The following is a 14,088-nucleotide window of genomic DNA, read 5'->3' on the forward strand; positions in this document are numbered from 1 at the left end:
TCGCCACGCCCGCTCCGGGTGGGCCCGCCACGCCCACCGGCCGGGCTGAAGCCCAGGTGGGTGTGCCCAGGCCCGTACCTGAGTTGGTCGGCATGGTCAGTCGCGTCGGTAGTCGGCGACGAACAGTTCATCGTCGAGGATTGCTGCACCGTCGGCGCCGGGCTTGCGCCTGCGAGCCGACGGCAGACCGAACTGTTCGGCCGGCTCCCGAGCAGCCCGGCCCTGAAGCTCAGCCTGTACTCCGTTGCGTTGCAGCAGGTCGGCCTGCTCGTCAGGGCTACTGCCCGCGCCGCGACGGCGGCCCGGCCGGATCTCGTTGGTTCCTCCGCTTCCAGCTCCATGGCCGACCGGCGGCGCGATCGCAGGCATCGACTTCGCCGCCCCGGCCGCCGCAGCCCGTGCTGCTCCGCCGGCCAGCGCCGGCTCCGTGCCCGCGGCGATTCGGGCGCCTGGCACGCCGACGCCCGTAGTACCTCGCGTGCCGAGTTCGGCCAAGCTCGGCCGTGCGCCGACGACAGAGCTTCTCATCGTGGCGACTGCAGGAAGCCCGCCGATGCTCGCCACCAACGCCGCGGGCGGGATCACGTTGCCCGGCAACTGCAGGCCTCCACCACCCGGTGAGTTGAGTGACGGCGCGCCGATACTCACCCCACCGGCAAGGCTGGGCAGGTCCGGGCTGGAAATAGGCTGGGTACCGAGCTGGGGCAGGTCGCCGAGGCCCTCCAGTTCCTTCCCGAGGCCTGATGATTGAGCCAGGCCCGCCACGCTCTGGGCGAGGTCGAGGCCCTTCCCGGCGAGGTCGGCGACCTTGCCCGCGGCGTCCAGCACCGTGGAGATGTCCGTCAGGGACACCGTTGAGGCGGCCAGCGGGTTCAACGAGCCGCCAGGCCCTTGCCAGCCCTGGGTCGGCGTCGGCACCGCGGTCGGTGCCTGCATGACCACCCCGACTGCCTCCATCATCCCGGCTCCGGCGACGTTGATGGCAGCCGCGGCCTGTGCGGCGAAAGGCCCGATGAACGGGACGCTGCTCAGCGCGACCGCGGTGTTGTACCCGCTCTGCAGGCCAGGCATGACCGCCTGCGCCAGGTTGAGAGCGGTGCCGCCGAGACGGAGTGCGGCGGACATCGCGCCGGTGTAGACCGACCACTCGGCCAGAGATGCGTGGCTGCCGATCACCTGGCCGCTGAAGGCTGCCTGTGCGACAGAGCCGATGCTCTGTGGCCAAGAGGTGATGACCCCGTTCGCAGCGGCGAGGTCGCCGTGGGTGGCCAGCAGTTGCTGGCAGGCCGAGCCCCAGATGTCGGAGCTCGCATGCCACGGTTCCGCGCGCTGCCCGTTGAGCATGCCGGCCATCGTGTTCAGTTCCATCCCCATATAGGCGCCCATGATGTGCTCCTGTCAGTCCTGGGCCGGATGGCCAGTTGCTGAAGGCAACTGATTGGCCAGAGTCTTGTGGGCCAGCGCGTTCACCAGGTCGGCCGTGTCGTACGAGGTGGCGAAGCTGAGGGCCGCGTCGATCAGGGTGCCGATCCCGGTGGTCGCCTGGGTGGCGAAGGTCCCGGCGTGCTCCACGCAGAACCGGACATGGGCTTCCGCGGACATGCTCTCCGGCATCGCGCCGGACAGCGGAGGAGTCCCCTGGACGCTGGCGGACACCGGGCTGATGGTCGCCAGCGGAGCCATCCCGGCGAACTTGCGAAGCTCGTCGGTGACCACCGTCAGGCTGAGGTTCGAGACCGATCCGTCCATGTTTGCTCCTTGCGTGTTGTTACCTGCACCAAACCAGGGACGCACCCGGCGCTGGGTGCTGAGACCGCATCAGGCCACCGGACGGCGTCGAGCGGCCAAGTCCTCATGGCCCGAGTGGGGTCATCGCAGCCGTGGGCTCCAGTGGATGGCCTGCCGGCATCCGGCTGACCAGCTCGGACGGGAGGCGCACCACCGGCGGCTGCTCGTAGCCGAGCACGCCCAGTACGTCGCGATTGGCCAGCTGATAACGCCTTCCCAGGTCACTGACGAACGACAGCGCCCCGGAGCCGGCGGGCTGCCCCGGTGCGGCCATCGACTCCACCACCGCACCGTGCCCAGGCGGTACGACGACCAGGTCAGCCAACGGCAGGCCACCGGGACCGCGCCCGGCGGTGACACCGGACTCCCCGGCGGCAGGCAGTCCTGCAGCGATCGCGAAGCGCGGCTGGAACCCGCCGCCGGGGAACAGTGCACACACCGAGTCGGTCGCCGACTGCGTTCGCGCGAACTGCGGGCGAGTGGACGGCAGCGCCGCATCCGTCACCGGTGCGGCACGGCCGTCGCCAGACAGTCGCGCGACGACCGCTGAATCCAGCGGGATCGCTTCGGGCATCACGCCCGGATAGGCCTTACGGGTCGCGGCCGCGCTGCGCTGTACGTCGTACTGGAACGCACTGATCGGCAGTAGCCGGTCGCCAGTCAGCAGGTAGTACTGTCCCTGGCCGGTTGAGGTCTGCACGACGTACAGCGCGCCGACACGTCCGGGGCGCAACAGCTTGGATGGCGTGCCGGCCTGGGGCACTGCGATCGGCGCCAGCGGGGGACCGGACGGAATCAGGTCAAGCCAGGCCTGTGACACCTGCTGCCAGGACTCGGTGTCGAGCGCCAGCGCAGCAGTCACCGTCGCCGCCTCTTGGACAACGTGGCGGAAGCCGCGCCAGATGAAGTAGCCGCGGCCGTCGGGCGCGATCACCAGCAGGGCAGCGTCGTTGACCGGCTGCGCCGCGTCCGGTTCTTGGCCGACCAGCAGGACCGAGCGCACTGTCTTGCTGCCAGCGGCGTCGACTGCCGGTTGTGAGCATAGCGACCAGCCGCCGGCGAGCAACCGCTTCTTCGTGGGCAGGGAGTCCGGCGCGTCAGCGATGCCGACCCGTGGACCGCGTGGCACCCCGAGCAGCGACTTCTGCGCCACCATGACCGGCTTGCTGTACTTCTTCATCAGCAACAGCGCCGACACGTAGTTCGCTGTCGGGTAGAGCACCCCGTTCACGTAGACGTAGCGGGTGCCGGTCTCCTTCTCGACGATGACGCGATCGCCGGCCTGCCAGGACTTCTTGCCACCCGGCGAGATCATGCCGTAGACACCGACGGCAGCTATGGCCAGTACTGCGAGCACGATGCCGGCGATCATCGCGATGATGCCGCGCCGGAAGGGCGGGTGCTCCGGGTCGGTCTCGCGCAGTACGACGGCATGCATCATCCGCTGCAGCACGAACTGATACGACTGCAGTTGGTCGCGCTTCGAGGCCATCGCTCAGCCGCCCAGGCCGCGAACGTACCCGTACAGGCCGAGCACCGACATCAGTACGGGTACTACAAACAGCACCAGGAGAATCTCGGCCAGCTCGGCGTACCGGGCGAAGTAGGCGCTGGGCTTGTGTCCTGCGTACCAGAGACCCAGGAACACCACTGCGGCAGCGAACGCGACCAACCCGTACGGCGTTGGAGTGCCGGGGTCGGGAAGGACGAGGCAGGCGGCGCCGGCGAGTCCCGTGATGAGCAGACTCAAGCGGTGCGACACCACGGGCAGCAGCCTGGACCGCAGCAGGCAGACACCAACCACCAGCAAAACAAGAATTGTCGCGGAGGTGGACTCCGAACGGCTGAGGGCGAGGAGACAAGCCGCCAGGCCAATCGCGAGGCCGGCAAGGATGCCGGTGTAGAGCGCTGCTGTCCGCAGTACTGCGGCGTAGAGGGCCTCTCGCGGCGGTTGCGGCGCGTCGGAGAGCAGGTCGGCGGTGGTGTTCGGCAGTACCGGCTTCGGCAACCGGCCGATCCGCATCGCGAGTGGGGCAGCCGCAGGCAGCATTGCTACCGCCACTGCGGCGACGACAGCTGCTGCACGGGTGCTGTCCAGCCAGCCCGTCGCGAGCAAGCCGGCAGCCGTCGCAAGGATCCCGGTCGTGCAAGCAGCCACGAATACTGCTGTGTGCTTGGCGATCCCGACATAGCCAGCTAGTCCGGCCAACAACAGCGCGGCTCCGGCCGTGGTCAGATGCGGCGCGCCCAGCTCGGACAGCCGATAGTCGCCAGCCAACAGCAGAGCCCCGCCAACACCGGCACAGACGACACCGACAGCGCCGGCGACCATACCGGCCGAGGCGTCTCCGGCTACGCGTGTGAGCAGTGTGCCTGCGATCAGGAGCAGGGCAGCCACTGCGAGCGCGAAGGCCGGCACAGTGCCCCAAGGTGGCCCGGGCCGGAGCTGGATCACCAGAGCCGCGACGATCGCAGCCGAGCCGATGACGAGCCCGAACCAGCGCGTGGTGCCGCGGGTCCACTCCCGGCCGCCACCTCGCGCCCCAATGGCGATCGCGTCGACTATGTCGTCGTACTCGAGTTCCGGCCACTGCTGCCGGGCGGGTGCGAGGTGCAGGATCTCGCCGTCGCGGACCTGCTGGCTGGCCAGGTCCTGGTGGGTCTCGAGCGCGTCGCCGTCGTGCCGGCGGAGTACCCAGCCACCTTGCTGAGCGCCCTCGTCGGCCAGTCCGTCACCGGCGTGCCGCAGGATGCTGGGCAGCAGTTCGGCCACGGTGGACCGGTCCGGCAAGGCCAGATCGATCCGCCGTTCCGCTGCATCGATGGTCACCTTGACCAGGCCACGGGTACTCACGGTAGCCACCGTGGCATGACTGTTCGGCCTCTGCCGCAACGCTGCAGCATCAGGACAGTCAGCAAGTGGCCGCGGCGGCCACAGAGGCCGTGTGGCTTCGTACCGTCAACGGCATGTCGACCGTGATCGTCAGCAGACCGCCGCGCCGGGACGGGCCGCACCTGCCCACAGGTGACGTCGCCCTCGACGCACCGCCTGCGGTCCCGCAGCCCGCCGGCAAGCAGATGTCCCAGTTCGTGATGATGGTCCCGATGCTGGCCGGTGGTGCCGCGATGGCGTTGATGTACTCCAGCATGGGCGGCGGCGGCCGGATGAGTTACGTCGTGGGCGGCCTGTTTGGGCTGTCGGCGCTGGGGATGGCTGGGATGGCGTTCGCCGGCCAAGGCGCACCACGGCGAGAGATGGCCAAGGCCCGGCGTAGCTATCTGCGGCACTTGGCCCAGCAGCGGATCAGGGCCCGCCGCGGCCTCACCCAGCAACGCGAGGCGCTCGCGTACCTGCATCCGGATCCCGCCCAGCTGTGGACCCTGGTGCCGAGCTACCGGCTATGGGAACGACGCCGGACCGATCCCGACTTCGCCATCATCAGGGTGGGGACCGGACCACAACCGCTGGCGACGCCGCTCATTCCACCGGACACCGCGCCGCTCGAAGAGCTGGAGCCACTGTCGGCCGGCGCGCTTCGACGGTTCATCACGACTTACTCGTCGGTGCCTGGTCTGCCAGTGGCGATGGCGCTTCGGGGTTTCGCGCACGTGTACCTCGACGGCGACGAGCAGCGATGTCGCGGACTGGCCCGTGCCTTGCTCGCTCAACTGGCCACCCTGCACGCTCCTGACGATCTCCTCGTCGCGGCCGTGGTCAGTGAGGAGACGCGAGCTGAGTGGGACTGGCTGAAGTGGCTGCCGCACGCGCACCATCCAGACAAGTCCGATGCGCTGGGGCCGATCCGGCTGATCACGACGAGCATCCCGGCGCTGGAGTCGATCCTGGACGACGTGCTGGCAGCGCGACCGCGGTTCGACCCAGCGGTCACGACCCGGGTCGACGGGCCGCACGTGGTGGTCATCCTCGATGGCGGGGATCTGGCCGGATCGGACCACCTGATGACCGACGGAGGTGTCGAGGGAGTCAGCGTCATCGACCTGACCAGCCAGCCTCCCCGGTTGCTCGACCGCACCGCAGTACTGCTGGAGGTCGAGGAAGACGGAGCTCTCACCAGCGTCACGATGGAGGGCGACGCGGAGATCGGAACGGCGGACACCGTCACGGTCGAAGCCGCCGAGGCGCTGTCGCGGCAGCTTGCCCCGCTTCGGCTTTCCGCCGCGGCGGAGGGTGAGGAGCGGTTCGCCTCGGCGTTCGGGCTGACCGAACTGCTTGACCTCGGCGACCCGTATGACTTCGACCCGGCCCGGACCTGGGTGCCGCGGCCGAATCGCGACCGGCTGCGGGTGCGGTTCGGCATCCGCGCGGACGGTACGCCGGTAGAACTTGACCTGAAGGAGTCAGCCCAGGACGGGATGGGCCCACACGGATTGCTGATCGGTGCGACCGGTTCGGGCAAGAGTGAACTGCTGCGCACGCTGGTGCTCGCCCTGGCGATCACGCATTCGTCGGACAGCCTGAACTTCGCCCTGGTCGACTTCAAGGGTGGCGCGACGTTCACCAAGCTGGACCGGCTGCCGCACACCAGTGCGGTGATCACCAACCTCGCCGATGAGCTGACCCTGGTCGATCGGATGACCGACGCGATCAACGGAGAACTGCTGCGCAGACAGGAGTTGTTGCGCCGGGCGGGCAACTTCACTTCACTGCGCGACTACGAGAAAGCCCGCGCGGCCGGCGCCGATCTGCCGGAGGTCCCGACGCTCCTGGTCATCTGCGACGAGTTCTCCGAGCTGTTGTCGGCCAAGCCCGACTTCATCGACATGTTCGTCCAGATCGGCCGGGTCGGGCGCTCGCTGGGCGTCCACCTGCTGCTCGCCAGCCAGAAGCTCGAGGAAGGCCGGCTACGGGGACTGGACGCACACCTCTCGTACCGGATCGGCCTGCGGACCTTCTCGGCGATGGACAGCCGGGTCGTGCTCGGTGTGCCCGACGCGTACGGGCTGCCCCGGGCGCCTGGTCACGGCTTCCTGCAGATCGATACCGAGACCATGCTGCGATTCCGGGCTGCCTACGTGTCGGCGGTGTACCGGCCGGCGGTCAGTTCGAGCGGCGCGGGCGACGCGGCCGGCGACGGCCTCGAGGTGTCCGAGTTCACCGCGAGCTATGTGTCGCCTCCCGTCACGGCGGAGGCCGCGGACGAAGCGCCGGAGGAAGAGGATCTGGACGAGGCCGTGGGCGAGACGTTGCTCGACATCCTGGTCCAGCGGCTCGAGGGCAAGGGCAGGCCGGCTCACCAGATCTGGCTTCCGCCGCTGTCCGATTCGCCCACCCTGGGTGAACTCCTACCGAACCTGGTCTTCGACCCCGATCGCGGACTCACCGTTGCGGTCCCCGGCACGTTGCGGACGGCGATCGGACTCATCGACCGGCCGCTGGAACAACGCCGTGAACCCCTCATCGTCGATCTGTCCGCCGGCGCCGGCCACGTCGCGATCGTGGGTGGTCCGCACAGCGGCCGGAGTACGGCGGTGCGCACGTTGATCTCCTCACTCGCGTTGACGCACACGCCGCGCGAGGTGCAGTTCTACTGCCTCGACTTCGGTGGTGGCTCGTTGGCCGGGCTGCGGGGCCTGCCGCATGTCGGCGGAGTTGCGTCCCGGCTGGACGTCGGCGCAGTTCGCCGTACCGTGGCGGAGGTCGTGCAGTTGCTCGCCGATCGCGAGCGGATGTTCGCCCAGCACGGGATCGAGAGCATGGCGTCGTACCGCGTACGCCGGGCCGCGGGCGAGTTCGCGGCCGATCCGCAGGGCGACGTGTTCATCGTCGTGGATGGCTGGCTGACGCTGCGGAACGACTTCGAAGAGCTCGAGGCGACGCTGGCCGAGATCGCCGGCCGGGGCTTGGCGTACGGCGTCCATGTGGTGGCGACGTGTACACGCTGGTTCGATCTGCGTGGCACAGTGCGGGATCTTTTCGGCACGAAGATCGAGTTGCGGCTCGGTGATCCCGCCGACTCCGGGGTGAATCGGCGGGCGGCGATGAACGTCCCGGCCGATGCTCCCGGGCGAGGCCTGGCCAGCAGCGGGCATCACATGATCGTGGCGACACCGGTACTGGACCGGGACCAGGCCGATCTCGTCGACCAGGTCGCGTCGGCGTGGCCGTTGCCCGGGGCACCTACTGTCCGGTTGCTGCCGTTCCAGCTCTCGCAGGATGACCTGGTCACCGCTGCCCGGCGGCAGCAGCAGACGGGTGTTCCGGTCCCGACCGGACTCCCGATCGGTATCGCTGAACGCGACCTCGCACCGGTGTACGCCGATTTCGAGGCCGACCCACATTTCCTGCTCTTCGGTGATGCCGAGACCGGCAAGACCGGCTACCTGCGGTGGTTGGCCCGGTCGTTGGCAGCGACTCATGCGCCGGAGCAGGCTCGGCTGATCCTGGTCGACTACCGCCGATCGCTGACCCAGGCGGTGACCAGCGAGCACCTGATGGGGACCTTCTCCGATCCACGGGGCGTCGAGGCGATGGTCGCGGATCTCGTACCGGTACTCGACCAGCGGCTGTCCGGCGGTTGGACCGGCCCGCAGATCTATCTGCTCGTCGACGACTACGACCTCGTCGTCGGGCAGACCTCCAATCCGCTGGCTGGGTTGGTGGACTATCTCGCCCAGGGCCGCGATATCGGACTCCATCTCGTGGTCGCCCGGCGCAGCGGTGGCGCGGCCAGGGCCATCTACGAGCCACTCATCGCCAGGCTGCGCGACATCGGCACTCCGGGCCTGGTACTGAGCGGCGACAAGGCCGAGGGCGCACTGCTCGGCACGGTCAAGCCACAACCACTGCCCCCCGGCCGCGGCTGGCTGGTAGCCCGCCGCGGCGACGCCCAGCTCGCCCAACTCGTCGAGTGCCCCACCTGACCTGGCCACTGCACGCCGACTCCTGACCTGATGTGGCCGCCGGGACGGGTTCACTCCGGCCGCTGGTGTTTGCTGATCGCGGAACCTTCGAAAGGAGATACTCATGGTGCAGGTCTCACCTCAGGAACTGCAGGACTTCGCAGGCATGCTGGAGCCCGCCGACTTCGCACAGATCAACGGCGACATGTCGGCGATCAATCTGCGCGGTGGGATGCCAGAGGCCGACGGTCCGAATGCGTTCGTCGCGCAGTGGGCGCCACACATGACTGGGTTCGCCACGGATCTCCTGAGCGGAATCGAGGGGTTCAGCACGATCGCCACGAAGGCGGCCGACAGCTTCGAGAGCACCGATCTGAGTGCCACCGACGTCATGGCCAAGGCGAACGGCGAGACTCGCACCGGGCAGTGGTCCCAGCCCGGTGAGCTGCCACGTCAACCACAGCCTCCAGCGGCCGTGAACCAGCCGCAGCCTCCCAGCGACCCCGATGTGGACATCCTGGCTCCTGATTCCGGCTGGGGTACCTATGACTGACTTGTTGGAGGAACGCGATGGGCGACTACAGCCTTAAGTCCATGGAGCAACTGCTGGCCGCAGTCCACGGCGTCAATCCCCAGGTGTGGCTGCAAGCCGCCAGCACCTGGGGGTCGATGGCCACAAGCATCAACACTACGCAGGCCGACCTGGACGACGCCTGGAGCAAGACGGCGATCTTTCACCGCAACGACATCGGCGGCGTCGGAAGCCCGGATTCGAAGGCTTTCGTCACTTTCAACGCGTCCGTCGCTTCGAGCAAGAAAACGGCCGCGGTCTGGAGCACGTTCGCCCAGGATGTCGGGAACAGGCTGACGAACACTGCGGGGGCTGTCAGCAACGCCTGGCCGGTGGTCGAGGCAGCGGCCCAAGACTACGCCGTTGCCGACAATGTCTACCGGCTCGCGATGGCGGACGGCCAGCGTGGTACGGCCACGCTGGCATCAAACGCCATGGAGCAGGCACATGGAACGGCCGTCTTCGTGATGAACAACCTGGCCTCGGTGATCGAGAAGACCTTCGAGGGCATCACCACCTTGCCCACGGAGAAGTATGACGGGCCGATGACGTCGACACAAACAGCCGACCAGTCTGGTGGCGGCGATCCGGCCGCGCTAAATGGCGACGAAGGCGGGGGAGCCGCCACGACTGGGGACGCCGGCGACGACGGAGGTGCCGGGGTCAACCCGGCCACTCCCGTCGACTCGCCCACGACTCCCGACGAAACCGAGGTCACGGATCCGGTCGAGGAGGCCGGGGAGCTGATCGACGTGATCGGCAAGGGGATCGACCTGATCGGGAAGGTTCCCGAGAACCTCACCAAGTGGCTGGAGCTCGCGCAGAGTGCGCAGGACCTGCTTGGGGAGACCGACACGACCACTCCGTCGGTCGACACGCACAACCCGATCACGGACGGGCCGGTGCCCGACGGGGCGGGGATAGGCCTGCCGACCCTTGCCGGTGGGACAGCGCTTGAACCTGCGTTCGACCAGGCCAGAATCGTCCAGCCTGGCGGAACGATCGGTGGCGGTGTCGGTGGGTTGCCCTCGTTGGGCTCCCTCCCCGGCGTCGGCGGGATCGACTCAGGTACCGGCAAGCTCGGCAAGCTGCCCGGTACGACGGATCGCGGCATCGCGTCGGCGTCGAAGGGCGCGACCACGGCGGCCGGCGGGCCAGGCTCCGCACCATCCCTGGCCGGCCAAGCGGCAGCCACCTCCAGCTCACAGCAGGCCACGTCGCCGATGTATCCACCACCGATGGGCGGCGGTATGGGTGCCGCAGGCAACGGTGGACGAGGCGAGATCAAATCGGGCGCGGCGCCGTCTCGTCCCGGCTTCAGCGTGCCCGCGGAGCAGACCGAGGCCGAACGACTGCGCCGGCACGGTGTGCAGACCGACCTGCAGGGCCGCGCCAACGGCGAGCAGCCGGCCACTTCCGGCGGGCCCCCGCTGCGCAAGCGCAAACGAGACGCGCGCGTCGGCAAGGCAACCGACCGCGAGGTGCTCGACGAAGAGCTGTGGCGGATGTGAAGGCACAACTTGCCACCCGGTGGCCACAACCGGAACACAGCTGAAGCGGATCGGACCAGGCACTAGCGTCACAACGAGCGGTACAACAGCGAGGAGGAACCCAAATGTCCGGTGTGAACACCGAACTAGCGCGGATGCAGTCCACGGCCACCGACGCCGCCAGGATCGCCGACGAACTCAAGGGCGCGGTCAACCGGCTCGACGCGGCGATGGGTGGGCTCAGCTCGATGGACGGGCAGATCAAGAACGTGTTCTGGCAGGGCCACAGCAGCCATCTCGAGGCAGTCACCACCCTCTGCACCAAGCTGCACCGGATGTCCGAGGGAATCACCACCTCGAAGGTTCAGTACGAGTCCCAGGACGGCGACAGCCAGGCCGCCTTCACCCAGGTCGGCAGCGCCATCGACGTCAGCAAGCTGTAAGGAGAGGACCCGCGATGGGCAACGGAGATTTCATCAACTACCCCTTCATGCCGATGGCACAAGGTGCTGCCGATATCGGCAGCTGTTCCCGCCAGGTCGCCGACCTGCAGGTCCAGTTGCAGACAGCGATGCAGGCGCTGCTGGCGGCGTGGCAAAGCCAGGCGGCGTCCCCGCAACTGCAGCAGGTGCAGCAGGTCTGGACCCAGTCCAACGAGGCGATCAACAACGTGCTCGGCAGGCGCGGTGGCGCCCTGGACGACGCCTGGCTCAGGATGAAGCAGGCAGATCAGTCGGCGGCGAACGCCCTCGAGGTCTAGCAGGTACTAGCGGATCTCCGGTGCGGTGGACCTGTCCCAAGTTCCACCGTCCGGAGGTCTTGCTGTGTGCCAGCCTCGATCATTCAGGCAGTTGGCCGCGAAATGGAGCTGGTAGTGACGAGGTTCGTGAAGGTGGCCATTGCCACCACCGCGGTGGCACTGGTCGCGGCAGCCTGCGGCTCAGCTGAACCCCCCGAGCCGCAGGCCCGACCGTCGACCAGCAGCCCTTCCGCGCAGAGCGAGCCGACGATGATGCCCTCGTCCGTCACACCCAGCGCCCCGCCCACCGCCACTTCGTTCACGCCCACTGACCCACCCTCCGCCTCGAGTACGCCGACTTGGTCGCCGCAGGTGTCCGGTCCGGTCATCAGCGATCCGCTGCTCGGCTCGAATCCGGTGCATCTCGAGCAGGGGTACGGCCTCGCCGAGGTGAACTGCCGACTGCCCAAATGGCGCCTCCAGGCTGCGGCCGCCCGGGCCTACTACAGCGCCGCGATCGGCTGTCACGACAGCGCCTGGCGAGCCACGCTGGAGCATTTCGATCTCACCTTGGCGCGGCCGCAACTCTGGGCAGGTGCCCAAGGCAACCAGTACTCCGGCGCGTGCGGGCGCAACGACACCGGCCGGGAAGCGTTTTATTGTTCAGCCGACCAGACCATCGTGATGCCCTTCGACTCGATGCGGTCCATTGCCCGGTACGGCGAGGGCTATGCGCTGGCGGTGCTGTCCCACGAGTACGGCCATCACCTGCAGCAGCAGATCGGCGTGATGGACGCGTTTCAGGCGCGCAGCCAGTCACTCGGATACGAGAGCCGGGCCGGGCAACTATTGTCGCGGCAGCTCGAACTGCAGGCCTGGTGTTTCTCCGGGATGTTCTACGGCACCAACACCGGTCGCGGCTCGATCACCAAGTCCCTGTCCAGGCAGGCCTACGACAACAACAGCCACGCCGGCGATCGCCGCGGCGAACTGCGCCAGCACGGCACGAACGAGAACATCGCGAATTGGTTCGGTTGGGGCCGGCACCCTTCCTTGAACTCATCAGCGCGAGTCTCACCGTCGATCTATGAATGCAACCCCTGGGCGGCACGCGACTCGCGCTGGCTCGAATAGCCACCACCATCCGTCTGCTCGGGGCCGACCCAAGGCATGGCTCATCGGGCTCGGGCGAAGCTCCGTCAGTACTACAGCCGGAGTTTGGGATGTTGGTGGCGGGCCCGGACCGCCACCACATGCCAACCTGCCGTTTTTGCCCGGTAGCACGCCTGCGCACGCTCAGCCGGACGCAACCAGTCGAGGTTAGTGAGTGCTGGCGGTCCGAGCGACGGCCATGCACCCAGGCTGGTCAGCCGGCATGCCACCTGCGGCGGCGGCCGACGGGGATGACGATCGACGCGACCACCAGAACGGCGGCACCGACCGCAGCGGCTGCTGCGAACCGCCGGGCCAGGCGGCCAGAGTCCTGCCACGCCGCGATACGCCGCTCGGCGGCTACATCGACCGGCGACGGGCTCACCTTCGGGAGCGGGGTTGGCGGGGACGTGTCGAGCGCATCTCGCACTGCACGGTAGGGGTTGACCACCCCGGCGCCGTACTGGCCAACAGGTCCCGGGGCCGGCGTGGCGGTGGCCATCAGTCTGGTCGCGACCTGGGCTGCCGACCAGCGGGGGTTGGCCGCTCGTACCAGGGCCGCGGTCCCGCTGACGAAGCCGGCGGCGAAGCTGGTGCCGTCGAAGTACCGGTGGCCACGTTGACGGGTCGCGGCGAGCACACCACCGCCGGGCGCGGCGATGTCGACGTACGCGCCCTGCTGCGAACTCTGGAGCCGGCTGCCGTCGATGGTGATGGCGCCGACCCCGAGTACGCCGGGGTAGGCGGCCGGATAGGTCACCGGGTCCGTGCCTTGGTTGTTGTGCGCGTTGCCGACAGACGCGACGATGAGCACATCGCGGGACTGGGCGTAGCGCACCGCCGTGCGTACCGGCGCCAGATCGACGTACAGGGACAGCGAGATGTTGACGACCTTCGCTCCGGCGTCGGCGGCGTACCGGATCGCGCTGGCGAAGACCGTGGCGTTGACCGCCGCCCCCTGCTGGTCGCCGGCGTCCCGTTCGCTGACCCGGACCGGCAGGATCCGTGCGCCGGGCGCAACGCCACGGAAGCCGATGCCGTCGACTGGCCGGGCGGCGATGATGCTTGCCACAGCGGTGCCGTGCGAGACGCAGTCGAAGTCTGCCCGCTTGTCGCCGGGCGTGAGCAGATCACGGCCGGGCAGGACAACACCGGGTTGCCGTAGTTGCGGGTGGTCGGCATCGACGCCGGAGTCGATCACGGCGACGGTGACGCCTTGGCCAGTGCTCGACGGCCAGACCCGCTCGGGCGCGAGCCAAGTCTGTGCCCAGGGCAACTTGCTGACCGCCGGGCCGCCGGGTTCGGCGGACTGACACAGACCGGCGGGTGGTACGGCGGCCGCGAGCGACGCCGGTGAGGCGGCGGCCAGCAGCGCGCCCAGTACGACGGTCACCGATCCGCCACGCTTGATGGTCATCACGCTCCGGACCGTACGACGCGGCCCGATCTGGCCACGGGTTCTGACCCCTTTGGGTCACAACCTGACC

The 14,088-nt window shown here is 68.5% G+C and carries 12 protein-coding genes; 6 read left to right on the forward strand and 6 right to left on the reverse strand.

Features of this window, described 5'->3' with window-relative positions:
- Nucleotides 1-96: 96 nt before the first annotated feature.
- The 4 genes from A3ES_RS0110940 to eccD form a co-directional block, all read right to left on the reverse strand.
- Complete coding sequence (locus A3ES_RS0110940) at nucleotides 97-1,386, reverse strand: hypothetical protein (protein ID WP_157630452.1); 1,290 nt, start codon at nucleotides 1,384-1,386, stop codon at nucleotides 97-99.
- Nucleotides 1,387-1,398: 12 nt separating this feature from the next.
- The gene (locus tag A3ES_RS0110945; protein WP_020386848.1) at nucleotides 1,399-1,749 is read right to left on the reverse strand and encodes a hypothetical protein; all 351 of its coding nucleotides are present in this window, start codon (nucleotides 1,747-1,749) and stop codon (nucleotides 1,399-1,401) included.
- 103 nt (nucleotides 1,750-1,852) lie between these two features.
- Entirely contained in the window at nucleotides 1,853-3,280 is a 1,428-nt protein-coding gene (gene eccB, locus A3ES_RS0110950) for a type VII secretion protein EccB (protein ID WP_020386849.1), read from the reverse strand.
- 3 nt (nucleotides 3,281-3,283) lie between these two features.
- Nucleotides 3,284-4,642 carry a type VII secretion integral membrane protein EccD gene (gene eccD, locus A3ES_RS0110955; protein ID WP_020386850.1) on the reverse strand — a complete coding sequence of 453 codons (1,359 nt, stop codon included), beginning with the start codon at nucleotides 4,640-4,642 and terminating at the stop codon, nucleotides 3,284-3,286.
- A 113-nt stretch (nucleotides 4,643-4,755) separates the two neighbouring features.
- Between eccD and A3ES_RS0110960 the strand changes: the two genes are divergently transcribed.
- The 5 genes from A3ES_RS0110960 (at nucleotide 4,756) to A3ES_RS0110980 (ending at nucleotide 11,470) form a co-directional block, all read left to right on the forward strand.
- Nucleotides 4,756-8,670 (forward strand): type VII secretion protein EccC, encoded by a 3,915-nt coding sequence (locus A3ES_RS0110960; protein ID WP_040454486.1) that lies wholly within the window; start codon nucleotides 4,756-4,758, stop codon nucleotides 8,668-8,670.
- A 103-nt stretch (nucleotides 8,671-8,773) separates the two neighbouring features.
- A complete protein-coding gene (locus A3ES_RS0110965) occupies nucleotides 8,774-9,202 on the forward strand; it encodes a hypothetical protein (RefSeq protein WP_020386852.1) in 429 nt (142 codons plus the stop codon).
- 17 nt (nucleotides 9,203-9,219) lie between these two features.
- Nucleotides 9,220-10,731, forward strand: a complete 1,512-nt coding sequence (locus A3ES_RS0110970; RefSeq protein WP_026162756.1) for a hypothetical protein — start codon at nucleotides 9,220-9,222, stop codon at nucleotides 10,729-10,731.
- 104 nt (nucleotides 10,732-10,835) lie between these two features.
- Nucleotides 10,836-11,153 (forward strand): WXG100 family type VII secretion target, encoded by a 318-nt coding sequence (locus tag A3ES_RS0110975; protein ID WP_020386853.1) that lies wholly within the window; start codon nucleotides 10,836-10,838, stop codon nucleotides 11,151-11,153.
- A gap of 14 nt (nucleotides 11,154-11,167) precedes the next feature.
- Nucleotides 11,168-11,470 (forward strand): WXG100 family type VII secretion target, encoded by a 303-nt coding sequence (locus A3ES_RS0110980; RefSeq protein WP_020386854.1) that lies wholly within the window; start codon nucleotides 11,168-11,170, stop codon nucleotides 11,468-11,470.
- Nucleotides 11,471-11,553: 83 nt separating this feature from the next.
- Here A3ES_RS0110980 and A3ES_RS56005 read toward each other — a convergent pair whose 3' ends face one another.
- Nucleotides 11,554-11,838, reverse strand: a complete 285-nt coding sequence (locus tag A3ES_RS56005) for a hypothetical protein (protein ID WP_020386855.1) — start codon at nucleotides 11,836-11,838, stop codon at nucleotides 11,554-11,556.
- Between A3ES_RS56005 and A3ES_RS0110990 the strand changes: the two genes are divergently transcribed.
- Nucleotides 11,822-12,583 carry a neutral zinc metallopeptidase gene (locus A3ES_RS0110990; RefSeq protein WP_020386856.1) on the forward strand — a complete coding sequence of 254 codons (762 nt, stop codon included), beginning with the start codon at nucleotides 11,822-11,824 and terminating at the stop codon, nucleotides 12,581-12,583. The two genes, A3ES_RS56005 and A3ES_RS0110990, sit on opposite strands and share 17 nt — an antisense overlap.
- A gap of 232 nt (nucleotides 12,584-12,815) precedes the next feature.
- Here A3ES_RS0110990 and mycP read toward each other — a convergent pair whose 3' ends face one another.
- Complete coding sequence (gene mycP, locus A3ES_RS46880; RefSeq protein WP_020386857.1) at nucleotides 12,816-14,018, reverse strand: type VII secretion-associated serine protease mycosin; 1,203 nt, start codon at nucleotides 14,016-14,018, stop codon at nucleotides 12,816-12,818.
- Nucleotides 14,019-14,088: the final 70 nt, after the last annotated feature.

This window comes from Kribbella catacumbae DSM 19601 (assembly GCF_000372465.1).
Taxonomy (GTDB): domain Bacteria; phylum Actinomycetota; class Actinomycetes; order Propionibacteriales; family Kribbellaceae; genus Kribbella; species Kribbella catacumbae.